Source organism: Ruegeria sp. CF4 (assembly GCF_056537345.1).
The window spans coordinates 240,652-266,659 of sequence record NZ_JBQFRJ010000004.1; the positions used below are offsets into that span (position 1 = coordinate 240,652).

General features: G+C 58.7%; 22 protein-coding genes and 1 tRNA gene. 12 read left to right on the top strand and 11 right to left on the bottom strand.

Going from position 1 to position 26,008, the window contains the following annotated elements; translation table 11 throughout:
* Window positions 1-2: 2 nt before the first annotated feature.
* From ACR0NF_RS11815 to ACR0NF_RS11825, 3 genes are all read right to left on the bottom strand, one after another.
* Window positions 3-1,892: an acyl-CoA synthetase gene (locus ACR0NF_RS11815; RefSeq protein ID WP_480778297.1), complete on the bottom strand. Its 1,890-nt coding sequence runs from the start codon at window positions 1,890-1,892 to the stop codon at window positions 3-5.
* Between the two features lie 159 nt (window positions 1,893-2,051).
* Complete coding sequence (locus ACR0NF_RS11820; RefSeq protein WP_480778298.1) at window positions 2,052-3,872, bottom strand: ABC transporter transmembrane domain-containing protein; 1,821 nt, start codon at window positions 3,870-3,872, stop codon at window positions 2,052-2,054.
* A gap of 140 nt (window positions 3,873-4,012) precedes the next feature.
* Window positions 4,013-4,086 (bottom strand) — tRNA-Gly (locus ACR0NF_RS11825).
* Window positions 4,087-4,274: 188 nt separating this feature from the next.
* On the opposite strand from ACR0NF_RS11825, the gene ACR0NF_RS11830 reads away from it, so the two are divergent.
* Window positions 4,275-5,918, top strand: coding sequence for a hypothetical protein (locus ACR0NF_RS11830; protein ID WP_480470492.1), 1,644 nt, complete (start codon window positions 4,275-4,277; stop codon window positions 5,916-5,918).
* Window positions 5,919-6,076: 158 nt separating this feature from the next.
* Here the strand turns inward: ACR0NF_RS11830 and ACR0NF_RS11835 are convergent, their stop codons facing one another.
* Window positions 6,077-6,637 (bottom strand): tetratricopeptide repeat protein, encoded by a 561-nt coding sequence (locus ACR0NF_RS11835; RefSeq protein ID WP_480470493.1) that lies wholly within the window; start codon window positions 6,635-6,637, stop codon window positions 6,077-6,079.
* Between the two features lie 31 nt (window positions 6,638-6,668).
* Window positions 6,669-7,154 (bottom strand): Lrp/AsnC family transcriptional regulator, encoded by a 486-nt coding sequence (locus ACR0NF_RS11840; RefSeq protein ID WP_480778299.1) that lies wholly within the window; start codon window positions 7,152-7,154, stop codon window positions 6,669-6,671.
* 103 nt (window positions 7,155-7,257) lie between these two features.
* Here ACR0NF_RS11840 and putA point away from each other — a divergent pair, with 103 nt between their 5' ends.
* Both putA and ACR0NF_RS11850 read left to right on the top strand, forming a co-directional pair.
* Window positions 7,258-10,656 (top strand): bifunctional proline dehydrogenase/L-glutamate gamma-semialdehyde dehydrogenase PutA, encoded by a 3,399-nt coding sequence (gene putA, locus ACR0NF_RS11845; protein ID WP_480778300.1) that lies wholly within the window; start codon window positions 7,258-7,260, stop codon window positions 10,654-10,656.
* A gap of 42 nt (window positions 10,657-10,698) precedes the next feature.
* A complete protein-coding gene (locus tag ACR0NF_RS11850; RefSeq protein WP_480470496.1) occupies window positions 10,699-11,442 on the top strand; it encodes a rhomboid family intramembrane serine protease in 744 nt (247 codons plus the stop codon).
* Window positions 11,443-11,448: 6 nt separating this feature from the next.
* On the opposite strand, the gene ACR0NF_RS11855 is transcribed toward ACR0NF_RS11850, so the two are convergent.
* Entirely contained in the window at window positions 11,449-12,267 is an 819-nt protein-coding gene (locus ACR0NF_RS11855; protein ID WP_480470497.1) for an IclR family transcriptional regulator, read from the bottom strand.
* Window positions 12,268-12,458: 191 nt separating this feature from the next.
* On the opposite strand from ACR0NF_RS11855, the gene bhcA reads away from it, so the two are divergent.
* The 4 genes from bhcA (at window position 12,459) to bhcD (ending at window position 16,849) form a co-directional block, all read left to right on the top strand.
* Window positions 12,459-13,649, top strand: coding sequence for an L-aspartate--glyoxylate aminotransferase BhcA (bhcA, locus tag ACR0NF_RS11860; RefSeq protein WP_480470498.1), 1,191 nt, complete (start codon window positions 12,459-12,461; stop codon window positions 13,647-13,649).
* A 10-nt stretch (window positions 13,650-13,659) separates the two neighbouring features.
* A complete protein-coding gene (bhcB, locus tag ACR0NF_RS11865) occupies window positions 13,660-14,631 on the top strand; it encodes a beta-hydroxyaspartate dehydratase BhcB (RefSeq protein ID WP_480667575.1) in 972 nt (323 codons plus the stop codon).
* Window positions 14,632-14,642: 11 nt separating this feature from the next.
* Window positions 14,643-15,806, top strand: a complete 1,164-nt coding sequence (bhcC, locus tag ACR0NF_RS11870; protein WP_480778301.1) for a 3-hydroxy-D-aspartate aldolase BhcC — start codon at window positions 14,643-14,645, stop codon at window positions 15,804-15,806.
* A 77-nt stretch (window positions 15,807-15,883) separates the two neighbouring features.
* The gene (gene bhcD, locus ACR0NF_RS11875) at window positions 15,884-16,849 is read left to right on the top strand and encodes an iminosuccinate reductase BhcD (RefSeq protein WP_480778302.1); all 966 of its coding nucleotides are present in this window, start codon (window positions 15,884-15,886) and stop codon (window positions 16,847-16,849) included.
* A 59-nt stretch (window positions 16,850-16,908) separates the two neighbouring features.
* On the opposite strand, the gene ACR0NF_RS11880 is transcribed toward bhcD, so the two are convergent.
* Together ACR0NF_RS11880 and ACR0NF_RS11885 are read right to left on the bottom strand one after the other, a co-directional pair.
* Complete coding sequence (locus ACR0NF_RS11880) at window positions 16,909-17,694, bottom strand: inositol monophosphatase family protein (RefSeq protein ID WP_480778303.1); 786 nt, start codon at window positions 17,692-17,694, stop codon at window positions 16,909-16,911.
* Window positions 17,695-17,789: 95 nt separating this feature from the next.
* Window positions 17,790-18,695, bottom strand: coding sequence for a LysR family transcriptional regulator (locus ACR0NF_RS11885; protein ID WP_480470503.1), 906 nt, complete (start codon window positions 18,693-18,695; stop codon window positions 17,790-17,792).
* Window positions 18,696-18,789: 94 nt separating this feature from the next.
* Between ACR0NF_RS11885 and metF the strand changes: the two genes are divergently transcribed.
* Together metF and ACR0NF_RS11895 are read left to right on the top strand one after the other, a co-directional pair.
* Entirely contained in the window at window positions 18,790-19,656 is an 867-nt protein-coding gene (metF, locus tag ACR0NF_RS11890) for a methylenetetrahydrofolate reductase [NAD(P)H] (protein ID WP_480658432.1), read from the top strand.
* A gap of 191 nt (window positions 19,657-19,847) precedes the next feature.
* Window positions 19,848-20,510, top strand: coding sequence for a J domain-containing protein (locus ACR0NF_RS11895; RefSeq protein ID WP_480778304.1), 663 nt, complete (start codon window positions 19,848-19,850; stop codon window positions 20,508-20,510).
* A gap of 59 nt (window positions 20,511-20,569) precedes the next feature.
* On the opposite strand, the gene ACR0NF_RS11900 is transcribed toward ACR0NF_RS11895, so the two are convergent.
* Complete coding sequence (locus ACR0NF_RS11900; RefSeq protein ID WP_480470506.1) at window positions 20,570-21,088, bottom strand: YHS domain-containing (seleno)protein; 519 nt, start codon at window positions 21,086-21,088, stop codon at window positions 20,570-20,572.
* Window positions 21,089-21,333: 245 nt separating this feature from the next.
* Here ACR0NF_RS11900 and yghU point away from each other — a divergent pair, with 245 nt between their 5' ends.
* The gene (yghU, locus tag ACR0NF_RS11905) at window positions 21,334-22,209 is read left to right on the top strand and encodes a glutathione-dependent disulfide-bond oxidoreductase (RefSeq protein WP_480470507.1); all 876 of its coding nucleotides are present in this window, start codon (window positions 21,334-21,336) and stop codon (window positions 22,207-22,209) included.
* 12 nt (window positions 22,210-22,221) lie between these two features.
* Here the strand turns inward: yghU and ACR0NF_RS11910 are convergent, their stop codons facing one another.
* Window positions 22,222-23,010 carry an SseB family protein gene (locus ACR0NF_RS11910; protein ID WP_480778305.1) on the bottom strand — a complete coding sequence of 263 codons (789 nt, stop codon included), beginning with the start codon at window positions 23,008-23,010 and terminating at the stop codon, window positions 22,222-22,224.
* A complete protein-coding gene (locus tag ACR0NF_RS11915) occupies window positions 23,003-23,590 on the bottom strand; it encodes a uracil-DNA glycosylase family protein (protein WP_480471915.1) in 588 nt (195 codons plus the stop codon). Before ACR0NF_RS11915 ends, ACR0NF_RS11910 begins: the two co-directional genes overlap by 8 nt.
* Before the next feature lie 198 nt (window positions 23,591-23,788).
* Here ACR0NF_RS11915 and ACR0NF_RS11920 point away from each other — a divergent pair, with 198 nt between their 5' ends.
* Both ACR0NF_RS11920 and ACR0NF_RS11925 read left to right on the top strand, forming a co-directional pair.
* Window positions 23,789-24,448 carry an ABC transporter ATP-binding protein gene (locus tag ACR0NF_RS11920; protein WP_480470509.1) on the top strand — a complete coding sequence of 220 codons (660 nt, stop codon included), beginning with the start codon at window positions 23,789-23,791 and terminating at the stop codon, window positions 24,446-24,448.
* Window positions 24,426-26,006 carry a KpsE/RkpR family capsule polysaccharide export protein gene (locus ACR0NF_RS11925; RefSeq protein ID WP_480667579.1) on the top strand — a complete coding sequence of 527 codons (1,581 nt, stop codon included), beginning with the start codon at window positions 24,426-24,428 and terminating at the stop codon, window positions 26,004-26,006. Before ACR0NF_RS11920 ends, ACR0NF_RS11925 begins: the two co-directional genes overlap by 23 nt.
* Window positions 26,007-26,008 lie beyond the last annotated feature (2 nt).

The following is a 26,008-nucleotide window of genomic DNA, read 5'->3' on the forward strand; positions in this document are numbered from 1 at the left end:
GCTTACTCAGACCACTCCCACGGCCGGGTGAATGACCCCAGCACCTTGGCCACATCGTCCTCGGAAGACCCGTTCGCGTCAAGCTGTGCGACAAGCCCGCGTTTCTTGTCATCGATGACGGACACAACGCGCGCCGCGACACCTGCAGTTTCCAGGGCACCATTGTAGATGCGGGTGATGGCCTGTTTGCGCAGATCCGGTTTGAACACCTTGCCGACCGCGGTTTTCGGCAGCTCATCCAGAATGGTCATATGCTTGGGCTGCGCCGCGCGTTCGTGGACGTGGACCTTGCAATACTCCATCAGCTCTTTTTCGGTAACTGACGCACCCTCGACCAGCTCCACAAACGCACAAGGCACCTCACCCGAGTGCGCGTCCGGCTGGCCGATGGCCCCGGCAAAGGCGACGGCTTCGTGGCCAAGCAGAGCCTCTTCGATCTCGGCAGGATCAATATTGTGACCACCCCGGATGATCAGGTCCTTCGCGCGACCGGTGATCCAGAGGTAGCCATCCTCATCAAACCGTCCCAAATCGCCTGTGCGCAGGTATTTGTCGAAATGATAGAGGTTCGTGTTCTTGTCTGTCTCGGTATAGGTGTTGCCCGTGTAGACGCCGGGGTTCGAAATGCAGATTTCACCGATCTGATCTGCGCCGCATTCTTTAGGGCCATCCGGTCCGTCCTGCAGGATTTTGACATCCGTATAGGGGAACGGAATGCCGATCGAGCCGATCTTCTTCTCTCCATCCACAGGGTTGCACGACACCAGACAAGTTGCCTCGGTCAGGCCGTAACCTTCGACGATGGTGACGCCTGTCGCTTCTTCGAAGCGGCGGAACAGTTCGACGGGCAGCGGGGCTGAGCCTGAGAAGGCGGTTTTTACGCTTGAAATATCAGCATCAACCGGGCGCTGCATCTTGGCCGAGATTGCCGTTGGCACGGTGATGATGAACGAGACCTTCCAGCGTTCGATCAGCTTCCAGAAATTGTCGAACACGCCGTCCCCGCGATATCCAGCGGGCGTTGGGAAAATCACATGCGCCCCCGAGGACACAGCTGCCATCACAATCACATGCACCGCAAAGACATGGAACATCGGCAGAGGGCACATGATGACGTCGTTTTCGTCAAACAGCAGCGTGTTGCCCAACCAGCCGTTGTAGATCAGGCCAGAGTATTTGTGTTGCGCTACCTTTGGCATGCCCGTTGTGCCGCCGGTGTGGAAATAACAGGCGACGCGGTCTTCCTGACTGTCCTCAAAATTCAGCGTTTTCGGCTGCTTGTTCAACTCGGCATTGAAGTTCTTGTAATCCGCATGGGCCAGTTTTTCCTTGTCGCCCATCTTGGGGCGCAGGAACGGCACGAGCCAGGATTTAGGCGGCGTCAGATAGCGGTTCAGGTCAATCTCGAGGATCGTGTTGACCCCCGGCGCGTGGCGCACGGCCTCTTCCACCTTCTGGGCCACATCGGTTTTGGGGAAGGATTTCAGCGTGACCACGACCTTCGCCTTGGTCTCACGCAGGATCGCGGCAATCTGTTCGGGTTCAAGCAGAGGGTTGATCGGGTTCACGATCCCTGCAACCGCGCCACCCATCATGGTAACCAGCGTCTCGTTACAGTTGGGCAGTACATAAGCCACCACGTCCTTTTCGCCGATGCCTAGCGAGCGGAACAGGTTGGCCGCTTGATTGACTTTGCCCAGCAGCTCCGACCATGTCAGCGTCTCTGCCTTGTCAGTCGGGCCAGATAGCAATTGAAAGCTGATCGCCTTGTGGTTCGGGAACTTGCCCGCCGTCCGCGACAACAGCTGATGGAAGGTGACGGGCACATCCCGGTCCTCCCACGCCATCTCCTGCTCGATGCGCGCCTTGTCTTCCAATCCCACAAAGGCCATGTGGCTCCTCCCCTGATCTGTCTCCCGTGTCGCGCACAGGTTTGTTTGTGCCTCCAAGATGGAAGCAAAACACAGCATGCGCAAGCAAGGGCTTAGCGATCAGGTTCGGGAAAATGTAGAATGACGCTACGGCGAAACAAGATGTGCCGGAGCGTCACTTTATTCTGCGGCCACTCCGTCGGTGAACTGCAAACGCGCCAGACGGGCATACAAGCCGTCCTGCGCCACCAGATCATCATGCGTGCCCTGCGCTACGATCTGTCCCGCCTCAAGCACGACAATACGATCAGCCTTCTTCACGGTCGCCAGACGGTGCGCCACGATCAGCGTGGTACGCCCTGCCCTCATATTATCAACTGCGCCCTGCACCGCGCGTTCGCTTTCCGCATCCAGCGCAGAGGTCGCCTCGTCCAACAGCAGCACCGGCGCATCGCGGAGGATGGCGCGCGCGATGGCGATACGCTGTTTCTGACCACCTGAAAGCATTACGCCGCGCTCACCCACGAAGCTGTCATACCCTTCGGGCAGAGCCGAGATGAAGTCATGCGCGGCAGCAGCCCGGGCGGCGGCCTCAACTTCGGCATCCGTCGCATCAAGGCGGCCGAAGCGGATATTCTCGCGCGCCGACGTGGCAAAGATCACCGGGTCTTGTGGCACCAGCGCGATGTGCTGACGGAAGTCGTCACGGTTGAGGTCGCGCAGATCGCACCCGTCGAGGCTGACCTGCCCGGCATCCGGATCGTAGAACCGCTGGATCATCTGGATCACGGTCGTCTTGCCCGCACCAGACGGGCCGACAAAAGCCACCGTTTCCCCGGGTTTGATCTGCAGCGACAAATGATCCAATGCAACGACATCCGGGCGGGCGGGATAGCGGAAAGTCACATCGTCAAAGTGAATCTCGCCCCGGACTGGCGCAGGCAGAGCTCTGGCCTGCGACGGATCATTTACTGTGTCCTGAGCATTCAGCAACTCGACCAGCCGCTCAGTTGCGCCCGCCGCGCGCTGCAGTTCGCTCCAGATTTCCGACAATGCGGCAACCGAGCCTGCCATGATAATCGAATAGATCACGAACTGAATCAGCACGCCCTCGGTCATCACCCCGTTACGCACGTCATTCGCGCCCATCCATAGCACACCGACGATGCCCGAGAAAACGAGGAAGATAACGATGACCGTCAGGATCGCGCGGGTCTGGATTCGGCGCAGAGAAACTTCGTACGAAGTTTCTGTCATCTCACCGAACTGCGCCCGGCTGGCCTGTTCATGGGTAAAGGCTTGCACTGTCTGCACCGCGCCCAACGCCTCGCCCGCGTTTCCCGATGACGCCGCAATCCAATCCTGATTTTCGCGACTGATCACCCGCAACCGGCGACCCAGCACCAAAATCGGTACGACAACCAACGGAATAAGTAGCAGAACCATCCCGGTCAGCTTGGCCGAAGTCAGCAACATCAAAACCAATCCGCCTACGAACATCAGCAGATTACGCAGGGCAATCGACACCGACGAGCCCAGCACCGACTGGATTAGCGTTGTATCGGTGGTGATCCGGCTCAGGACTTCTCCGGTCATGATGCGTTCGTAAAATTCGGGACTCATCCCGATCACGCGGTCGAATACAGCCTTTCGGATATCGGCCACCACGCGCTCACCCAGTCGGGTCACCAGCGCATATCGAATACCCGTGCCTATGGCGAGGATACCAGCAATGACCAGAGCGGCCAGAAAATACCAATCCAGAAGCTCGCCATCTTCAATACGGAAATTATCAACCACACGGCGCACAGCCAAAGGCAGCATTAATGTCATGCTGGCAGTCAGGATCAGCGCCAAAGTCGCACCGATCATCAACAAGCGATACGGCAGCATGAAAGGCCACAGCGACCGCAATACGCCGATCTTCTTCGACCCGGCCCGCTCTTCATGCGCACCGGGCGCGTGTGCATTCGCTGGACTGGCTGAGCGTGTTCTTGCCATGTCTGGCCCTTGTCTTCTGGTCATCGCCGTTATCTGGCGCGTTTCAACGCTTCTTGGCGGCAGAGGCCGATGGGGTCAAGCATTGGGCGCAAATCGGACACGATCCGGGCCTTTTGACGCATTCGGCGGAGGGGCTGAACTGGAGCGGGTAGACGGAATCGAACCGACATAGCCTGCTTGGAAGGCAGGGGCTTTACCATTAAGCTATACCCGCTCAGCGTCTGGGCTGAGTAGTCCATGCGCCCCCGGGCGTCAAGAAGCGAAATCACCTATTTGTTTGGTTTTGCCATCCTCGGCTTATCTCGCTCCGGCATTGATCACAGAAATGTGATATTGTGTGGAAATCCGCGACACAGCGCACTGCTGAGCGTCTGCGCATGTACACCATGGGGGATATTCCAAATGACCGATTTTGACCTTGGCACCTACCAACGCAGGATTACCACTGGATCTCAAGATGCGCAGCGCCTGTTCGATCAGGGGCTGATCTGGTTGTTTGGGTATAATCATGAAGCGGCAGCGCACTGTTTTGAGCAGGCCATAGCTCAGGATCCGGACTGCGGCATGGCACATTGGGGCGTCGCTTATGCAATCGGCCCCAACTACAATAAACCTTGGGAGTTTTTTGAGCCCGATGAAAAAGTGGCCACGCTGGAACGAGCACATCAGGCGATCGACGCAGCGATGGCGCTGCGCGAGCGGGTTAGCCCGGTCGAAGCCGCGCTGATCGAGGCCATCGCCCACCGATTTCCAACAGATCCCACGATTGAGGATTACGGGCCATGGAATGACGCGTTCTCGGATTCGATGCGCCAAGTCTATGCCGCATATCCGGACGACCTTGAGGTCTCCTCGATCTTCGCCGAGGCGCTAATGAATCGCACCCCTTGGACGCTTTGGGATCTGAAGAACGGGGTGCCCGCTGAAGGTGCATCAACCACCGAAGCGCAAACGGTGCTGGAACGCGCCTTTGACACGTTGCCGGGCGCGTGGGACCACCCCGGCCTGCTTCATATGTATATCCACCTGATGGAGATGTCGCCCACACCCGAGAAGGCCCTGCAACATGGCGACCGGCTGGTCGATCTGGTGCCCGACAGCGGACATCTGGTGCATATGGCCACGCATATCGACGTTCTCTGCGGCGAGTATCAGAATGTCGTCTGGCGCAATCATCGCGCCGCCGCCGTCGACCAGAAATACGAAGCGATGGCGGGGGGTGAGAACTTCTATACGGTTTACCGCGTCCACAACGTGCATTTCGAAGCCTATGGCGCAATGTTCCTTGGACAACCCGAAAAAGCGCTGGCTGCATCTGAGGAACTGATGCGGATGCTGCCCGACAACGTGATCCGCTTTTTCCCGGACCTGTTCGAATCTTTCTACGGCAAAAAGATCCACGTTATGGTCCGCTTTGGCATGTGGCAGGAAATTCTGGACGAGCCACTGCCGGGGGATGCTGAGTTGTACAGCTACACCACAGCCGCGATCCATCAGGCGCGCGCCGTAGCTTTGGCCAATCTCGGGCAATTGGATGCCGCGCAGGAAGCGCGCGCACTTGCGGTTCAGGCACGCGAAGCCGTGCCGGAAAGCCGTCTGGTCTTCAATAACACCGCAGAGGATGTCTTGATGATCGGCGAGGCCATGATGGATGGAGAGATTGCGTTCAAATCCGGCGATCACGAAGGTGGCTTGGCGTATCTGCGCCGGTCTGTCGAACTGGATGATGCCTTGGTCTATGACGAGCCCTGGGGCTGGATGCAGCCCACCCGTCACGCATTGGGGGCATTGTTGATGGAGGCTGGCCAATACGAAGAGGCCGAGGCCGTCTATCGTGCCGATCTGGGCCTTGACGACACACTAGCCCGCGCCTGTCAGCACCCTCGCAATATTTGGAGTCTGCACGGCTTGCACGAATGTCTGGTCCGGCGCCGAGAAGAAACCGAAGCGCGGCATATCAAACTGCTGCTGGATCAGGCCTCGGCCCGCGCAACTATACCGGTACATGCGTCCTGCTATTGCCGCAGCAAAGCAAAAGCCGCCTAGGTCGTTTTTAGTTCGGAAACGCTAGGGTCCTGCTGCTGCAGCCGGTCGTACTAAGCTCTGCATTCGCGGCAGCCGAAGCAGAAACCACCATTGCGAGCTCATCGGTTAGTTGAACGGCGAGCATCCGCCTCTTAGCACCGGCACCGGGGACGTTTGGCTCAGATATCTTCACCCGGCGGATCAAGCAGTCCACCTGGTGCGAGCAAAGCACGTTCGGACAGCCACGGGTTCAACTCAAGGGCGTGATTCAGCGCCTCACGTGCTTCGTCGAGGCGTTTTAACCCCAACAACGACAATGCTCGCCCGCTCAGCGCAGCAACATGGTTCGGAGATAGTGCTATCGCGTGGTCCAAATCAATGAGGGCCGCGCCATAGTTTTGCTGGAGGTAATTGACAAACGCCCGCTGGTTATAGCCTTCGGCATAATCGGGGCAATAAGCGACCAAAGCGTCAAACTCGGCCAGCGCGCCCGCCAAATCCCATGCCTCGCGCAAAGACATTCCGCGGTCCAATAGGGTTTGCGCACGGACATCCGGCGCATCGGTCCAAAGCTGCCACATCTGGCCTGAAATGCCCCGTGCCTCGCGCTCGGTCACCGCGCCTTGGGCTTGCGCGATCAGCGCGTCGATCCCGGAGGTATGATCCGGCGCGACGGGGCAGTCAGCAGCGGCTTGCGCAGCAGAGGTAGCGAGAAATACAAGTGCAAGTGTGTGCTTCATCCTCTCTAACCTGATCCCGTCGGCCTATACGTCAACCGTTTTTTAGCGGGTTCAGCAGCCCGGTCTCTTTCACCGCCTCCATCGCCACGAAAGTGGATGTGTTGGCAACATGCGGCAGGGATGAGATTTTTTCGGCCAGAACCGTGCGGTATTCCGTCATTGAACGGGTGCGTATCTTGAGCAGATAGTCGAAGTTCGACGCGATCATATGGGCCTGTTCAATCTCGGCCACCTTGCGCACCGCCGCGTTGAACTCGGCCAGAGCCTTTTCGCGGGTATCGGTCAGGCGCACCTCGACAAAGGCGACATGATCCAGCCCCAGTCGGATCGGATCAAGCATGGCGCGATAGCCCGTGATGATCCCATCGGCCTCAAGTCGCTTGAGCCGCGCCTGCGTTGGCGATTTTGACAGACCGATCCTGCGCGCCAGGTCCGTTACCGAGATCCGCCCATCTTCGGCCAACGCGGTCAGGATTGCCCGATCAAACCGGTCAAGGTCGGATAAATCGTTTTGCATCAGATACACCTCCGATTTCGGTCTATTCGACCGCTCAATCTAAAAATTCAGTCCATTTGCCTGCTGTTTCATCGATATATTAGGCAAAAGCCCCGGAGTACACATGTCACATATCCTGCGCACCAAAATCGATACGCAAACCTATGCCGACCAGACCGCTGTTCTGGACGCTCTGATCACTCAAGCCGCGCTGTCACAGCCCGACCGAACGGCGATCTGTAATGCCGCGGCGCAATTGGTGCGCGATATCCGCTCCAGCACGTCACCCGGTATGATGGAGGTGTTTCTGGCGGAATACGGCCTGTCCACCGACGAAGGCGTGGCGCTGATGTGTCTGGCCGAGGCGCTATTGCGGGTGCCGGATGCCGATACCATCGATGCATTGATCGAAGATAAGATCGCGCCCTCCGATTGGGGCAAACATCTGGGTCAATCATCCTCGTCACTGGTGAACGCCTCGACATGGGCGCTGATGCTGACCGGACGGGTCCTGGACGAAGACAAGTCCTCGCCTGTCGGTGCCCTGCGCGGTGCAATCAAGCGCCTGGGCGAACCGGTGATCCGTACCGCTGTGGGCCGCGCGATGAAAGAGATGGGGCGTCAGTTCGTTCTGGGCGAAACCATTCAATCCGCGATGAAGCGCGCCAAGGGGATGGAGGACAAAGGTTACACCTACTCCTACGACATGTTGGGTGAGGCTGCGCGGACCGAGGCCGATGCCGCCCGCTACCACCTGTCCTATTCGCGTGCCATCGCCGCCATTGCCGAGGCTTGTATCCACAAGGACATCCGCGAGAACCCCGGCATCTCGGTCAAGCTGTCCGCGCTGCACGCCCGCTATGAGCTGGCGCAGGAACGGCGGGTGATGGACGAACTGGTGCCTCGACTGCGGGCGCTGGCGTTGTTGGCCAAGGCTGCAGGCATGGGTCTGAACGTCGACGCCGAAGAGGCCGACCGGCTGTCCCTGTCGCTGCAGGTCATCGAAGAGGTCATGGCCGAACCCGCGCTGGCAGGCTGGGATGGGTTCGGCATTGTTGTGCAGGCCTATGGCCCGCGCGCCGGATTGGTGCTGGATACGCTCTACGAGATGGCGGAGCGGCATGACCGCAAGCTGATGGTGCGGCTGGTCAAGGGCGCGTATTGGGATACCGAAATCAAGCGTGCACAAGTTGAAGGCGTCGATGGCTTTCCGGTCTTCACCCAAAAGGCGGCGACCGACGTGTCCTATATCGCCAATGCCCGCAAACTGTTGGGCATGACCGACCGCATCTATCCGCAATTCGCCACCCATAACGCCCACACGGTCAGCGCGATCCTGCATATGGCCGACGACCAGCCGTTCGAGTTCCAGCGCCTGCATGGGATGGGCGAAACCTTGCATCAGATCGTGCGAGACAAGCAGAATTCGCGCTGCCGCATCTATGCCCCTGTCGGGGCGCATCGGGATCTACTGGCCTATCTGGTGCGGCGTTTGCTGGAGAACGGTGCGAACTCATCCTTCGTGAACCAGATCGTTGATGAGGATGTCGCCCCGGAAATCGTTGCAACCGACCCGTTTCTGGCGGTTCAAACACCTGCCAAGCCGCTACCGACCGGGCCCGAGTTGTTCGCGCCGGAGCGCCCCAATTCCAAAGGGTTCGATCTGCATCATACGCCGACCCTGGATCAAATCGATATCGCGCGCGATGCTTACCGCGCCCATCACTGGTACGCTCGACCTTTGCTGTCGGATGACGCACAGCCTGAGGCGGACACACCCGTCATAAACCCGGCGCAGCCGCAAGATCGCCCCGGTTCTGTCGCCGCCGCCAGCACGACAGACGTGGAACTGGCGCTGGCAAGCGCGTGCCCGTGGCAGGCCTCGGCTGAGACGCGCGCTGCCGCGCTCAACAAAGCTGCCGATCTCTATGAGGCGCATTTCGGAGAGCTGTTTGCCCTGCTCGCCCGCGAGGCCGGAAAATCCGTGCCCGATGCGGTTGCCGAACTACGCGAAGCGGTCGATTTCCTGCGCTATTACGCCGCCAATATTCCTGCAGCCAAACCTGCAGGGATTTTCACCTGTATCAGCCCGTGGAACTTCCCCTTGGCAATTTTCACCGGGCAGATTTCGGCAGCACTGGCTACCGGCAATGCCGTGCTCGCCGCCCCTGCCCCGCAAACGCCGCTGATCGCGCACCGTGCCATTCAACTGATGCACGAGGCAGGCATTCCGCGCGATGCTTTGCAGCTGCTGCCGGGTGGGCCGAAAGTGGGTGCGGCCCTGACATCTGACGAACGGGTCTCAGGCGTGGCCTTTACCGGATCGACAGCGACCGCGCTGAAAATTCGGACCGCCATGGCGCAGCATATGCGACCGGGCACGCCTCTGATCGCCGAAACCGGTGGTCTGAACGCCATGATCGTGGACAGCACCGCCCTGCCCGAACAGGCCGTGCAGTCGATCATCGAAAGTGCGTTCCAGTCGGCAGGTCAAAGGTGTTCAGCCCTGCGCTGCCTCTATCTGCAGGAAGACATCGCCGATGATGTTCTGACCATGCTTCAGGGCGCAATGGATGCTTTACAGGTCGGCGACCCCTGGCTGATCTCAACCGATTGCGGTCCGGTGATTGACGAGCAGGCCCGGCAGACCATCGCGGATCACGTGGCCAAAGCCCGCGCTGAGGGACGTGTTCTGAAAGAACTCTCCACCCCACCCGAAGGCACGTTTATCGCGCCAACTCTGATCGAAATCCCTGGCATCGCAGCGCTGCAGCGCGAGGTGTTCGGCCCGATTCTGCATGTCGCCCGGTTCAAAGCACAGGATATCGATAAGGTAATCGCGGATATCAACGCCACAGGTTACGGCCTGACATTCGGTCTGCACACACGGATCGATGACCGGGTGCAGCATGTGACCGAGGCGATCCATGCCGGCAACATCTATGTCAACCGCAACCAGATCGGCGCGATCGTGGGCTCGCAACCCTTCGGAGGCGAGGGCCTATCAGGCACAGGCCCCAAAGCGGGTGGCCCGAACTATATGGCGCGGTTCTGTGCCCCGGATCGGCAGGCAAGTTCAGCAAGCTGGGAAAGCGCGGCAGAGCTGGGCGCCCCCGAAGGTCAGCCAGCCCCGCCCCGCACCCAATCGCTGCCCGGCCCCACTGGCGAATCGAACCGTCTGACAGAATATGCACGGCCACCGCTATTGTGCATGGGACCTGGACCTGAGGCCGCGCAAGCACAGGTCGATGCAGTGAAAGCTCAGGGTGGGACGGCAATCCGGATGACCGGGGCACTAGATCTGCACCGGCTTGAAAACCTGGCCGGATTCTCGGGCGTTCTGTGGTGGGGCGACGAAGATACCGCCCGTCAGATCGAGCAGCACCTGGCCCGGCGGGATGGCCCGATCATTGCTCTGATCCCCGGCCAGCCCGATCGCGCGCGCGTGTTGGGAGAACGCCATGTCTGCGTCGATACCACTGCCGCCGGAGGCAACGCCGCCCTTTTGGGAGGTGCGGCATAACCGGACCTTGACGCTGGGCGACGAAAAGCCCAGCGTCGCGCCATGTTTCCGATCCGTGACCATAACCCTTCGGGGCGTACTCCGTTTGTCGTCTACGCCCTGATGGCTGCCAACATCCTGATCTTCCTCAGCTATGTGGGGATCATGGAGGATGCGCGGCTGATCAACCGGTTTTATTTCGACTATGCCGTCATTCCGGCGCGCATCTCGGACGGTATCGCGCTGGAAACGCTTGTGAGCTCGATGTTCCTGCATGGGGGCTGGATGCATCTGGCCGGAAACATGCTGTTTCTATGGATATTCGGCGACAATCTCGAAGATGAAATGGGGCACTTCCTGTTTCTCGCATTCTATCTGTTGGCGGGAATCGGGGCGGGCCTGATCCACGTGATTTCAGCCCCGGATTCGGTGGTTCCGACCATCGGCGCATCCGGAGCAATTGCTGGGGTGATGGGGGGATATCTGCTTTTGTTCCCAAAAGCCCGAGTGGATATCCTGCTGATTCTGATCGTCTATTTCCGCGTCTTCACGATCCCTGCCTTTGTGATGCTGGGCGTTTGGCTGGGTCTGCAATTCTTCGGCAGCCTGTCCAGCAATCCGGATGAAGGCGGCGTCGCCTATTGGGCGCATACCGGAGGGTTCTTTGTCGGGCTGGTGCTCTGCGTCCCGCTCTGGCTCAGGCGCGGCGGAACCGAGTTCTGGAGTCGGACACACGGCCACCCACCGCACCCCGAACACGAGTACAAGTTATCGCAATCGCGTATCCCAAAAGTGCCGCGCAAATAGCGCTGTTTACTCTGGCAACCGTCCACCGCTGAGCCGCGTGATCTCTTCTGCCGCATGGGTGACCAGCGCTCCCAGCTCCGGCGCACGCGCCTTGCTGAACCGCACGGTCGGTCCAGAAACCGAGATACCCCCGCAAGGTTCACCTCGATCATCAAAAATGGCCGCGCCGATGCAGGACATACCTTCATAGCGCTCTTCATGATCATGGGACCAACCGCGTTGCCGGGTCAGGGCCAGATCCTCCATCAGACCTGTATCAGGGAGCCTCGTGTTCGCTGTAAAAGATATATGCGCGCTGGCCTCCAACAATTTGCTTAATCGCTCTTCGCGCATCGCGGCCAAAATCGCCTTGCCCGTGCCCGAGGCATACATGGGCGTCCGCGCGCCGGGCGGAAAAAACGCCCGGATCGGGTTCTGAGTCTCGACCTGCCCAACGAACACAACCTGTCCGCCATCCGGCACGGCCAGATTGGCCGTTTCACCACTTTCCTGCATCAAACGCCGCAGGATCGGCCTGCCAATCTCAAGTACGCTGTTGCGGCGTAGGAACGAAGCTCCGGTGCGATAAGCCTCTATCCCGATCATCCACTCCTGGCGTTCTTCATCGAAGGTGACGAACCCATGTTTCTGCAGGGTCACAAGGATACGATGGGTGGTCGCGGTCGGAACTTCCACTTCACGCGCAAGATCGCTGAGCGCCGAACGTTCGAGCCGCGCCACCGTAGTAAGAACGCCCAACGCGCGGTCGAGCGATTGCATGGTTCCCGCCGAGCTTTCCTTGAACAGTGATTTCGGCCTGCCACGAGGTCTTTTCTGCGATTCCATTCCGGCTGATCTCTCCGATCTTTTGGACGCGGTCGTTTCCAACGGTCTATCGAGCGCAATTTCGAGAAACTGAAACCTATTACATTTCAGTTGCTTGCCATTTATCTATCTATAATGAAAATATTTTTCAAGAAAATTGCAAAAAAGCGAAACACGGGTGACACTTGGTTCGAGAGCAAAGGACAAGAGCCATGTCAAACCAGAACCCGGTCTTCATTCCCGGCCCGACCAATATCCCTGATCGCCTGCGGCTTGCGATGCAGGTGCAAACTCAGGACCACCGCGCGCCGGACTTTGTCGAGACATTTGCACCGGTGCTTGAGGATACCAAGAAAGTGTTCGGCACAAGCGATGGCGAGATCGTCACCTTCCCCGCCAGCGGCACCGGTGGCTGGGAGGCTGCGATCACCAACACCCTCAGCCCCGGCGACACGGTATTGGTGGCACGTTACGGCGTGTTCAGCCATCGTTGGATCGACCTGTGTCAGCGGCATGGTCTGGACGTTCGGGTCATCGAATGCCCCTGGGGTACCGGCGCACCCGCCGATCAGTTCGAGGCCGCGCTTGCAGCGGATACATCGCATCAGATCAAGACCGTTCTGGTCACCCATAACGAAACGGCAACCGGCGTGCGCTCGGACATCGAAGCGGTGCGCAAAGCGATGGATGCGGCCGACCACCCGGCGATGATGTTCGTCGATTGCGTCAGCTCTCTGGCCTCGATGCCGTTTGAGTTTGACCGCTGGGGCGTGGACATCGCCGTCTCTGGCTCGCAAAAAGGGTTCATGCTGGCCACGGGCATGGCGATCCTGTGCGTCAGCCCCAAGGCTCTGGACGCGATGGAAACCGCCAAACTGCCCCGCACTTTCTTCGATTTCCGCGACATGATGGCCGCGAATGCGTCGGGCGGATTTCCCTATACGCCGCCGCTGCAGCTGATCTATGGCATGCGCGAAAGCCTGAAGATGCTGTTCGAAGAAGGGTTGGAAAACGTCTATGCCCGCCACCACAGACTTGCCGAGGGCGTCCGCCGCGCGGTCGATGCCTGGGGGTTGAAACTGGTCGCGCAGTCGCCCGATCTCTACTCGGACACTGTCAGCGCGATTTATGTGCCCGAAGGCTATGACAGCAACGTGTTGACCGATCATGCGTTCAACACCTATGGCGTGTCCTTTGGCATCGGTCTGGGCGAGTTGAACGGCAAAGCCTTCCGCATCGGCCATCTGGGCAGTCTAACGGATGTGATGGTGCTGTCCGGTCTGGGTGCAATCGAGATGGCGATGGCGGATCTGAACTATCCGATCGAACTGGGCAGCGGCGTGGCCGCGGCGCAGGACTATTATCGCACCGGTCCGACGGGCCACGCCAAAGCCGCAGCCTGAGGAGGAAACGATGTTGGACCATATCCCGGCGGCCGATCTGACCATCGACGACATGCGCGCCGCGCATGACCGGATCAGACCCTATATTCGCCGCACGCCCATCATAACCTCGGACTATTTGAATGACCTGACCGGCGCCCAGCTGTTCTTCAAATGCGAGAACTTTCAGGAAGCGGGCGCGTTCAAGGTGCGGGGGGCCTGCAATGCCGTGTTTGACCTGAGTGACGATATGGCCGCAAAAGGCGTCTGCACGCATTCTAGCGGCAACCACGCTCTGTCGTTGTCCTATGCCGCTGGTCGACGCAGCATCCCCTGCAACGTGGTCATGCCGCGCACCGCACCGCAAGCCAAGAAGGACGCCGTGCGCCGCTATGGTGGTACGATCACCGAATGTGAGCCCTCCACCTCCTCCCGAGAAGCGACGTTTGCTGAGGTACAGGCGCGGACGGGTGGAGAGTTCGTGCACCCTTACAACGATCCACGCGTCATCGCCGGTCAGGCCACCTGCTCGGCTGAGATGCTGGAGCAAACCGATGGCGTGGACGCCGTGATCGCCCCAATTGGCGGCGGCGGCATGGTTTCGGGCACCTGTCTGACGGTCTCGAACCTTGCGCCGGACACGGCGATCTACGCGGCTGAGCCCGAGCAGGCAGACGATGCCTATCGCTCTTTCAAGGCGGGGCACATCATCGCGGATGACGCGCCCAAAACAATCGCCGACGGGCTGCTGGTACCGCTCAAGGAAAACACCTGGCACTTTGTATCCAACAATGTGACCGACATTTTTACCGCCTCCGATGCTGAGATCATTGAGGCCATGAAACTGACCTGGAAATACCTCCGGGTGGTGATGGAGCCCTCCTCGGCAGTGCCACTGGCTACGATCCTCAAAAACCCCGACACCTTCCGAGGCAAGCGCGTCGGCGTGATCATCACCGGCGGCAACGTGGATCTGGATAAACTGCCCTGGCTGACAGGGTAAGGAGAAACAGGATGAACAAACCCATGAATATCGATCAACTCGAAGTTGGCTATGACATCCCTGCCGCGATTGGCATGGATGAGTCGGAAATCCAGACGCCTTGCCTGATCCTCGATCTGGACGCGCTGGAGCGGAACATCAAGAAGATGGGCGACTACGCCAAGGCGCATAGTATGCGGCACCGGGTGCACGGCAAGATGCACAAATCGGTAGACGTTGCGAAACTGCAGGAGCAACTCGGCGGTGCGGTTGGTGTCTGCTGTCAAAAGGTATCCGAGGCCGAGGTGTTCGCACGCGGAGGTATCAAAGACGTTCTGGTGTCGAACCAGGTGCGCGATCCGGCCAAGATCGACCGTTTGGCGCGTCTGCCCCAGCTTGGCGCTCGCACGATTGTCTGCGTCGACGATGTGGAAAATGTTGCTGACCTGTCTGCTGCAGCCGCTAAGCATGGCACTGAATTGGAAGTCTTTGTCGAAATCGACTGCGGCGCGGGCCGCTGTGGTGTCACCACAACCCCCGCCGTGATTGAAATCGCCAAGGCCACACAGGCCGCGCCAAACCTGAAATTCACCGGCATTCAGGCGTATCAGGGTGCGATGCAGCACCTCGACACCTATGAGGCTCGTAAGGAAAAGCTGGATATAGCCATTGCAATGGTCAAAGACGCGGTCGACGGGCTGAAGGCCGAAGGGATCGAATGCGAACTGGTTTCGGGGGGCGGAACCGGATCGTATTATTTCGAAAGCAATTCGGGCGTCTACAACGAGTTGCAATGCGGTTCTTACGCTTTCATGGATGCGGATTATGGTCGCATTCTCGACGAGAACGGCGAACGGATCGATCAGGGCGAATGGGAGAACGCGCTGTTCATCCTGACCAGTGTGATGAGCCACGCCAAGGCAGACAAAGCGATTTGCGATGCAGGCCTGAAGGCGCAGTCTGTCGATAGCGGCCTGCCCTTCATCTATGGGCGCGAAGACGTGGAATACCTCAAGTGTTCAGACGAACACGGCGTGATCGGTGACCCGGATGGCGTGCTGAAGGTCAACGACAAACTGCGGCTGGTGCCCGGTCACTGCGACCCGACCTGCAATGTCCATGACTGGTATGTGGGCGTGCGGGGCGGCAAGGTCGAGGCGCTTTGGCCGGTGTCGGCCCGCGGCAAGGCTTATTGATCTGCCGATAAAAGCAGCAAAGGGCGGCGCGTCGGTGCCGCCCCTTTTTGATGTCATCATAAAGAAAGGTATATGCGATGATCATCGTCCCTGAAAAGGAAATCGGCGCTCTGCTGGGTCGCAAGGAAAGTTATACCGCTGTCGAACAGGTGTTTGCCGCGATGGCCGCAGGTGATGCCTATAACTTCCCAGTCGTGCGCGAGGCGATTGGCCATGCGGATGCACTCTATGGATTTAAGGGTGGGTTTGACCGTGCGGGTATGTCTCTGGGCCTGAAAGCCGGAGGGTATTGGCCCAACAATCTGGAAACACATGGCTTGATCAACCACCAATCCACTGTGTTTCTGTTCGACCCTGACACAGGCCGCGTCCGCGCCATCGTCGGGGGCAACCTTCTGACCGCGCTGCGTACGGCAGCGGCCTCATCAGTGTCGATCAACCACCTGGCGCGCAAGGATGCCAAGGTAATCGGGATGGTCGGCGCAGGGCATCAGGCAACATTTCAACTGCGCGCGGCGTTAGAACAGCGCGCCTTCGAGAAAGTCATCGGATGGAACCTGCATCCCGAGATGCTGCCCAACATTGAGAAGGTCGCGGTTAAAGCGGGATTGCCATTTGAGGCCGTGGACCTGCCCGCCATGGTGCAGGCGGATGTGATTATCACTATCACATCATCCTTCGCGCCGAACCTGATGTCCGAGCATGTCTCGGACGGCACCCATATCGCCTGCATGGGCACGGACACGGTTGGCAAGCAAGAGGTCGCCACCGACCTGATCGCCCGCGCCAATGTCTTTACGGACGAGATCGCGCAGGCGGTGACATTGGGCGAAAGCCAGCATGCAGTCGCCGCCGGAACCAAAACCGAAAGCGATATCCGTCAGATCGGAGAGGTCATCAACAGCACCCATCCCGGACGCACCTCCGATGATGAAGTGACCCTATTCGACGGCACCGGAGTTGGGCTGCAGGATCTTGCGGTGGCAAGTGCTGTTGTCGATCTGGCGGTCCAGCAAGGCATCGCGATCGAGGTCGACTTCTAAACCAAAACGCGCGTCCGGATCGGACGCGCGCACTGCGATCAATCGACCGGGGTTGGCTATCAGCCCCGGATCACCTTTGCGAAATTGTCAAAGATCGGCTCATTGGCACAGATCACTTCGCCATCCTCAAGCACGCTGCCTTCGGGGTTCAGTGCCTGAACAAAGCCGCCAGCCTCTTTCACGATGATGATACCGGCGGCTAGGTCCCACGCATTCAGACGACGTTCCCAGAAACCTTCATAGCGACCGGCGGCCACATAGGCCATGTCCAGTGCAGCAGCGCCCCAGCGACGCACACCAGCACAGGCGGGCATCAATCGGGCCAGATCCTGCAGGGTCGCAGGCAGGTCCGAGCGGCCACCAAACGGCAGACCTGTCGAGAAGATAGATTCGATCATGCGGTGACGGCCTGAGACGCGGATGCGAGTATCGTTCATCCACGCGCCTTCACCTTTTTCAGCAAAGAACATCTCGTCCTTGGCAGGGTCATAGATCACACCGGCGACGATCTTGCCCTTGTGCTCCAGCGCGATTGATACCGCCCAGTGCGGTAGCCCGTGCAAGAAGTTGGTGGTGCCGTCCAGCGGGTCAACGATCCAGCGGCGGGTCGGGTCTTCGCCATCGATCGCGCCACCTTCTTCGGCCAGCCAGCCATAGGTCGGACGCGCACCCAGCAGTTCCTCTTTCAGGATGGCCTCGGCGGCGATATCGGCTTTCGACACAAAGTCGCCCGCGCCCTTCATCGACACCTGCAGGTTCTCGACTTCACGAAAATCCTTGACCAGAGACCGCCCCGCTTTGCGCGCGGCTTTGATCATGATGTTGAGATTTGCACTGCCAACCATTTTCCATAGGCTCCTGTTCGGTCAAGCCGCGCGTATACTGGCGCAATGCAGCCTTGCCAAGAGGAATGATGCGCATGGCTGCCCTGCACCGGGCGCTACTGCGATTGCAGCGCGCGCGCCTCGGTGCGGGCCAGCTTTACCAGTTCCTGAACAAAGGGTTTTTCAAGGTCCTCGCTGCGCACCGCAGCATAGAGCCTGCGAGTGATGCCTTCTTTGGTCAGCGGACGGGTAACATAGTCGGAGTTGTACTTGACCTCGCGCACCACCCAGTCCGGCAGCACGGAAATGCCGCGGTTCGAGGCGACCAGCAACAGGATAACGGCGGTCAGTTCGACCTGCCTGATTGAGGCCGGTTCAACTCGTGCCGGGATCAGCAACTGGCTGAACACATCCAGACGCGTGCGTTCAACCGGATAGGTGATCAGGGTCTGGCCACGAAAATCCTCGGCCTCAATGTAGGGCTTTTCGGCCAGAGGATGAGATGAGGCGGCGACGAAAACTGCATTATAGTCAAACAGCTCTACAAATTCGACGCCGGGCAGATCTTCGGGATCGGAAGAGACCACCAGATCGACCTCTTCCTTCTGCAAAGCGGGCAGCGCGTCGAAGGCCAGCCCGGGGCGAATATCCACATCAACATCCGGCCATGACTTGCGGAACGCCTCGAGCACCGGAAACAGCCATTCGAAACAAGCATGGCATTCAATCGCGATATGCATACGGCCCGTGCGCCCATCGCGCAGCGAGGAAAACTCGTGCTGCATTGCCTCGACCTGCGGCAAGATCTGTTCCGCCAATCGCAGCAGACGCAGACCTGCCGCTGACAGCTTCATCGGCTTCGACCGGCGCAGAAACAGCTCAACCCCGGCTTGATCCTCCAGACCCTTGATCTGATGGCTCAGCGCAGATTGCGTGATGTTCAGTTGATCAGCCGCACGCGCCAGACCACCGCATTCATGGATGGCCTTGATGGTCCGCAGATGTCGAAACTCAATATGCATATATCACATAACTCATGTTGTTCTTGAACAATATGAGTTTGTCTCACATTCACCAGCATGGCACAAGGGGCGCAATTGATCCTGAGAGGCCGTGATGACCCAACCTGAAATTTCATTCGAGTTCTTTCCACCCAAAACGCTGGAGGCCTCATTCCGGCTTTGGGATACGGTCCAGACACTGGCCCCGCTGGAGCCCAGATTTGTCTCGGTCACCTATGGCGCGGGCGGGACGACGCGCGAGTTAACCCGCGATGCGGTGGCGACCTTGCACAAATCATCCGGACTGCCGGTCGCGGCGCATCTGACCTGTGTCGATGCATCACGTCAGGAAACGCTGGAGATCGCGGATAAGTTTGCCCGCGCCGGTGTCGAAAATATCGTCGCACTACGGGGCGATCCTCCGAAAGGTCAGGATGCATTCACACCGCATCCCGATGGATTTGCCCACTCAGTGGAACTGATCGAAGCTCTGGCTGAAACCGAAATGTTCAGCATTCGTGTCGGTGCCTATCCCGATATCCATCCCGAAGCCCGCGATGCGCGGGCGGATGTGGATTGGCTGAAGGCAAAGCTGGATGCAGGCGCGGATGAGGCGCTAACACAGTTCTTCTTTGAGGCTGAAACGTTCTTCCGCTTCCGTGACGCTTGTGAAAAGGCCGGCATCGACAAACCCATCGTGCCCGGCATTCTGCCAATCGAAAACTGGAACGGAGCGCGCCGTTTTGCCCAGCGCTGCGGGACCCGGATTCCTGAATGGGTCGAGAATGCCTTTGACAAAGCCGTTCGCGATGATCGCGAGGAGCTTTTGGCAACCGCACTTTGCACAGAACTGTGCTCGGACCTGATCGACGGTGGTGTGGACAAGCTGCATTTCTACACGCTCAATCGCCCGGAGCTTACGCGCGACGTCTGCTTTGCATTGGGCATCACACCTCGGGCTGAATTGCAGAATGTAGCGTGATTTTGATGCGCCCCAGTTCCACAAATAGGGCTGGGGCGTATTTTCATCTGCAGGGCGGAAACGATACCAGCGACAATCGAAACTCAGGCCTAACAACTGTTGCGCAGGCCCACGCTAATACCCAGTGAAATTTGACAAAAAAGTGACCATTGGCAAATTGGGGTCAGTGTAGTTTTAACGAGTATTTGAGTATGGAGCCAGTGAGCAAGATAAAGGCTCGGGCCGAAGCCTTGCAGGTTTTGGGCCTGTCGCAAAACGCCAGTGCAAACGAGATTCGTGACGCCTGGCGCAGTGTCGCCTTCCATGATCATCCAGATCATACCGGCGGGGATTACGCCGAGTTTTCTCGAGCCAAGGCGGCGTATGATTTTCTGCGCAATGAGGGATTGACCTGCAAAGGGCCGTCTGGTGCGTCGATGCCACGCAGACCACGCCTGAAAAAACGCGTGATCGAATTGGCCATGGATGAGATCGAAGCCTGCCGCGATCTGCTGAACCCGGAACGCGCCTTATCGGATCTATCCGACAACGAAACGAATGAGGTGGCGAAGCCCAAAGTGGATCTGTCGGACCATGTGCCGGAAGCAATCGGCTGTTTCGGACGCGATCTGACCTATTTTGTGGCCTCTTCGGTTTGCGAAGGTTCAAACCGGGTCGCGCTGCCGACTTCGGTTCTGACCAGTTGCAGAAAAGCCGAAACCGAGATTCTGTCATTTCAATCCAAAAGCTCGGGCTCTGGGGAAATCGTTGTCCCCGATCCCATCCGCGAGCGCAGGTTTCCCGGCGCCAAGAGCGTAAGGATACGCTTTGAAGCGGATCAGCACATGCGGGATTTATTTGAGTTGGCCGGATAGACCGGCCCAAAGAAAAAGCCCGACCTTGGCGGTCGGGCTTTAATGTTCAGTGTAAGCAATCAGTTCGAGATCGGACCTTCCGAAGTGAATTTCGGGATCACGCTGGACGAAGCGGCATCGGATTCGATACCGGGCCAGTTGCCTTCGGCCAGGTTGATGTTAGCGGGTACATCCTCTTCCCAGAAGCCGACGACCACGTCGGTGATGTTCAGATAAAGCTTGTCATCGACGATCCGCCACAGGTTCGGGTTGGCTGGAACCTTACCGCCTTTCGACACACCATAAGCACAGTGGCCATCATATTGCGGCGCGTAATAGGCTGGGTTTTCCAGGAATTTATCGCGATTTTCCGCGGATGCGAATGCCCAGGTCGCACCGTTGTATTCTGCTGTGAAGTCGGCGCGGCCACGCACGGCCTCGGGCTGCGATTGGCCGACAGGGACCTGATCAAGGCTGCGATAAGCAACGACGTCATATCCCGACACGGCAAATCCGGTGCCATCGACATATTGATCTCCGGCAAATGCGGGAACGGCAAAGGCGATTGTTGCTGCAAGGCTCAGCGCAAAGCGTTTCATGTGGTTGGTCCTTATGTCCTTACGGTTTCCAGGAACCCGACTTGTGGGGTCTGACCAGACAATAGGCGATTTTCGCACCGCGCGAAGACCCCCTCGCGCCGCTGTTACATCAGACGGCGTTTTGTGAGCCGAACCACGCCGAATGTTACAAAGTTCGTGCCACGTTCGGGGTTGGACTTTGAGTTCTGCAATATTAGCTGTGGGTGCAGCGGCCGCGCAGGCCGGTTCTGAAGGAAAGGCACGAGATGAGCGAACAATCCACCTATACCCCTCCGAAAGTCTGGACCTGGGACAGCGAAAGCGGCGGGCGCTTTGCCAACATCAATCGCCCCATCGCCGGAGCCACCCATGACAAGGATCTGCCGGTCGGAAAGCACCCGATGCAGCTGTATTCTCTAGCCACGCCAAACGGCGTCAAAGTGACCATTATGCTTGAGGAGTTGCTGGCCCTGGGCCAAGAGGGTGCTGAATATAATGCCTGGCTGATCAATATCGGTGAAGGGGACCAGTTCAGCTCTGGATTTGTCGGCGCCAACCCGAACTCGAAGATCCCGGCCCTTTGGGATCGCTCGGGCGACACTCCGATCCGCGTGTTCGAAAGCGCCTCGATCCTGTTCCATCTGGCTGAAAAGTTCGGAGCATTCCTGCCTGAAAGCGGGACCGAGCGGACCGAGGTCATGAACTGGCTGTTCTGGCAAATGGGCAGCGCACCCTATCTGGGCGGTGGGTTTGGACACTTCTACGCTTATGCGCCCGAGAAATGGCAATACCCGATCGACCGTTTTGCGATGGAGGCCAAACGCCAGCTGGATGTGCTCGACCGGGAACTGGCCGACAAGCCCTATATCGCGGGTCAGGACTATACCATTGCAGACATGGCAATCTGGCCGTGGTACGGGCAGCTGGTGCTGGGCCGTCTTTATGACGCGGCTGAGTTCCTGGATGTGGAGAGCTACAAGAACGTCATGCGTTGGGCCAAAGAAATCGACGCACGCCCCGCGGTGCAGAGGGGTCGCATGGTCAACCGCGCCTTTGGTGAGCCGCATACGCAATTGCACGAGCGCCACGACGCCAGCGACTTCGAAACTCGCACGCAGGACAAGCTGGCACCGGCCGATTGATTGGCCGGATGACTATTTGAGAATCGGGGGCCGCGCAGGATCAGATCCCGGAGCGACCCTTTCCATGCTCGGGGTCTGAGGCTGCGGAAGATCAAAGCGCAGCCCGACCTTGGCCAGAGCCGCCGCGGCGGGCTCATCAGGTGCAAAGAAACCCACATCCAGCGCGCCGGCTTCGATACCAGAAAACGTCAGAGCCTCGGAAACCGCACGCGCCAGTGCGGGCTGCGCACCTTCAATTGCGGCGACAAAGCCCAGCAGATGGCCCTGACCGTCATCCTGAGTCTTCGTTGCCACCAGAAACGCTGCGGCGGCAAGCCCGGCGGCCGTTGCCAGTTTGGTATCCAGCGCAGTCAGCAAGACGTCGGGCAAACCGGCAGGCGGGCTGAATTCGGCCAACCGCTGCTGCACTTCTTCCGGACCATGCTGCAACGTATCGGCCAACCATGCCAACGCCTCAGCCGGGATCAACATCGACGAGGGCGCGACCTCGAGGTTCAGCCCAAGTCCGATCCCCTGCCCTGAAAGCATCGACGACAGAACCCGACCGGACAGCGCAACATATGGCACGGGGCAACCCGCAAAGCGCGCAAGACGTTCTTCAAGGTCGAAGGCCAACACGAAGCGTCCATCGGCGACATCAAACAGCTCGGGCGAGATATTCTCGTCGCGGGCTTCTTCGGTCAGCATCAGAAACAGTTCACTATCGGCAAGTCGCTCAAAAAACCGCAGACGCGCCGCATCGTCTTGCGGGACCGCCTCCATAGCGGCATGTGCGGCATCGAGCGCTGTGGTTTCAGACATTCATCACCTCTTGCACCCGAGCGCGCAGAACCGGCAGCAGATCGGCCTCGAACCACGGGTTTTTCTTCAGCCAACCCGTATTGCGCCACGAGGGATGAGGCAAGGCAAAGACCCGCGGCGCATGGTCCCGCCAGCGGCTGACGGTTTCGGTTACTGGCGTCTTGGCCCCCAGATGGTATTTATGTGCGTGACCGCCCACCAGCACGGTCAATGGCACCTCGCCCAGCGCCGCCATCACTTTGTCATGCCATGTCTTTCCGCAGATCGGCGGGGGCGGAAGATCCGCCTTGCGCGCGTTATATCCGGGAAAGCAAAACGCCATCGGTACGATCGACACACGGTCGCGGTCGTAGAATGTGGCCTCATCGACCCCCAACCACTCGCGCAGGCGATCCCCCGACGGATCGGTAAAAGGGCGGCCCGACTCATGAACCCGCGCGCCAGGCGCCTGACCTGCAATCAGGATACGTGCGCCGGGGCGGAACCATACCACGGGGCGCGGCTGGTGCGCGGTTTCAGTCTGGGCGAACTTGTCCGCGCAAAGGCGACATGCGCGTATGTCTTCGATCAATGAACTCATGGGGTCATCAGGCGTTGCGAATTGCACCGGGTCAAGACAGGCGCGGTCGAACACGTCCAGCCCTTGCAACACTTCGTCGTCATAGCCCCGGATATGCATTGATCATTTGTTTCATATTTCGACATAATGTGGCCAACATGGATCGGTAGCACCAACGCTTTCAAACCGACAAGAACCCGAGCGATCTACAGGCCGCGCATGCTGGAATTTGATAATGTCAGCAAGTCTTTCTGGACCGGAACTCGCCGCAAGGTGATTCTGGATCAGGTGTCGTTTCGGGTTGAACTTGGCACTTCGCTGGGCGTGCTGGCCCCGAATGGAACCGGCAAAACAACGTTGATCAACATGATGGCCGGGCTGGAAAAACCTGACGAAGGTGTGATCCGGCGTGACTGCCGTGTTTCGTTTCCGATGGGGTTCACTGGCGGGGTGGCCAAGCGCCTGTCAGCGCTTGAGAACGCGCGCTACATCGCCAAGATCTATGGCATGGACCCCGACTATGTCGAAGCCTACTGCAGTTGGCTGTGCAATCTAGGGGAGTATTTCAACCAGCCGCTCGGCACTTATTCGGCCGGGATGCGCGCGCGTTTTACCTTTGCGCTGATGTTGGCTCTGGATTTCGACATGTATTTGATCGATGAGGGGATGCCCTCGACAACGGATGTGGAATTCAACAAGAAGGCCGGGGCCATCTTGCAGGAAAGACTGCGTACCACGACGCTTGTAATCGTTTCGCACAACCCGGCAGTGCTTGAGAAATTCGCGCGCCAGGCGGCGGTTCTGCTGGATGGTCAGCTCTATATGTTTGAAACCTTGGAAGAGGCGAAGCAGCTTTATGACTACCAAACCCAAGGCTAGAAAATATAATCCCGACCGCACCCCAAGCGGTGAGGGGACGCCACAGGCACGCGCCGACGCTATGGCGCGTATTCGTGAGGCCACGCAACCGCCCGAAGCCGCGAATGATGTCCAGCCCGGGACCGAGTTGGACGCGATCAAGCGGGAAGGGCTGACAGGACGGCAACTGCGCGTCGCAAGACGGCTTGCGCAGAAAAACGGCCTGGCGGCAACCTCAGACTATGACGCGGTTCGCCTGCTGCGTCTAAAGGGAATTGATCCGTTTCAACGCGCCAACCTGCTTGATCTGACCGCTGTTGACACAACGGGACAGGACGGCAGTGTAGCGAAGGACAACATCAAAATTCATCTGCCGCAGACCGCGAAAGACTCACAGAAGAATCTGCCTGGTCCGGAACTCAGCCCAACCCAGCGGCGAGAGTATGAGATTGGTCAGATCCAGAAAGACATTGCGCGCCGTCGTCGTCGCAAACTTATGGGGCTGTTTGCGCGCCTGACCGCCTTTGTCCTGTTGCCGACACTGATCGTGGGAGCCTACTTCTACCGCGTGGCCACTCCGATGTATGCCAGCGCCTCGGCGTTTTCGATTTTGCAGGCCGATGGTGGAGGTGCGTCGTTCGGAGGTTTCCTTGCAGGCACTCAGTTTGCCACGGCGCAGGATTCAGTTGCCACACAGGAATTTCTGGAATCCAAAGATGCGTTGGAGCGGCTTGAAAGAGATACCGGTTTTGCCGAGATATTCCAGCAGGATTGGATTGACCCGATCCAACGTCTATCTACGGATGCAAGCCTCGAGGAAACCTACAAACTCTACAAACGGATGATAACGATCGGCTATGACCCCAGCGATGGCATCATTCGCATGGAGGTTGCGGCCCCGAGCCCTGAAATCTCAGTAGATTTATCAAGACGGCTCATCTCTTACGCCGAGGAAACCATAAATGGCCTGACCGAGAAAAAGCGTGAGGACCAGATGCGCGATGCGCGAGAAAGCTTTGAAGCCGCGCAAGCCGCACGCAGACAGGCGCAGGAGGATTTGATCGAGCTTCAGCTGCAAGGCGCAATTCTTGATCCGCAAAGCGTGATCGCAAGCCTACGCGCGCGCATCGATCAGTTCGAGTTCGAGTTGCAGGACAAGGAACTGCAACTTGCGGCTTTGCTGGACAATCTGCGCCCCAATCAAGCCAAGGTTGATGGGGTCCGCGCGGATATCGCGCGCCTCGAAGTGGTCCTCGAAGAACTGAATGCCGAGATGCTGGACGTCTCGGCAGGCGAAAACTCGCTGGCGCGTTTGAGCGTGCGGATCCAGATGGCTCAGGCTGATCTGGTCGCACGGGATATGATGCTGCAAACCGCTATGCAGCAAATGGAAGCGACCCGGACCGAGGCTAACCGTAAAGTGCGCTATCTGACCGTCTCGGTGAACCCGGTGCCCAGCGATGAACCCAGCTATCCGCGCAAGTTCGAAAATACGATTTTGGCTTTCCTGTTATTTGCTGGTATCTACCTGATGATCTCGCTTACCGCGTCGGTCCTTCGTGAACAGGTATCCTCGTAAAG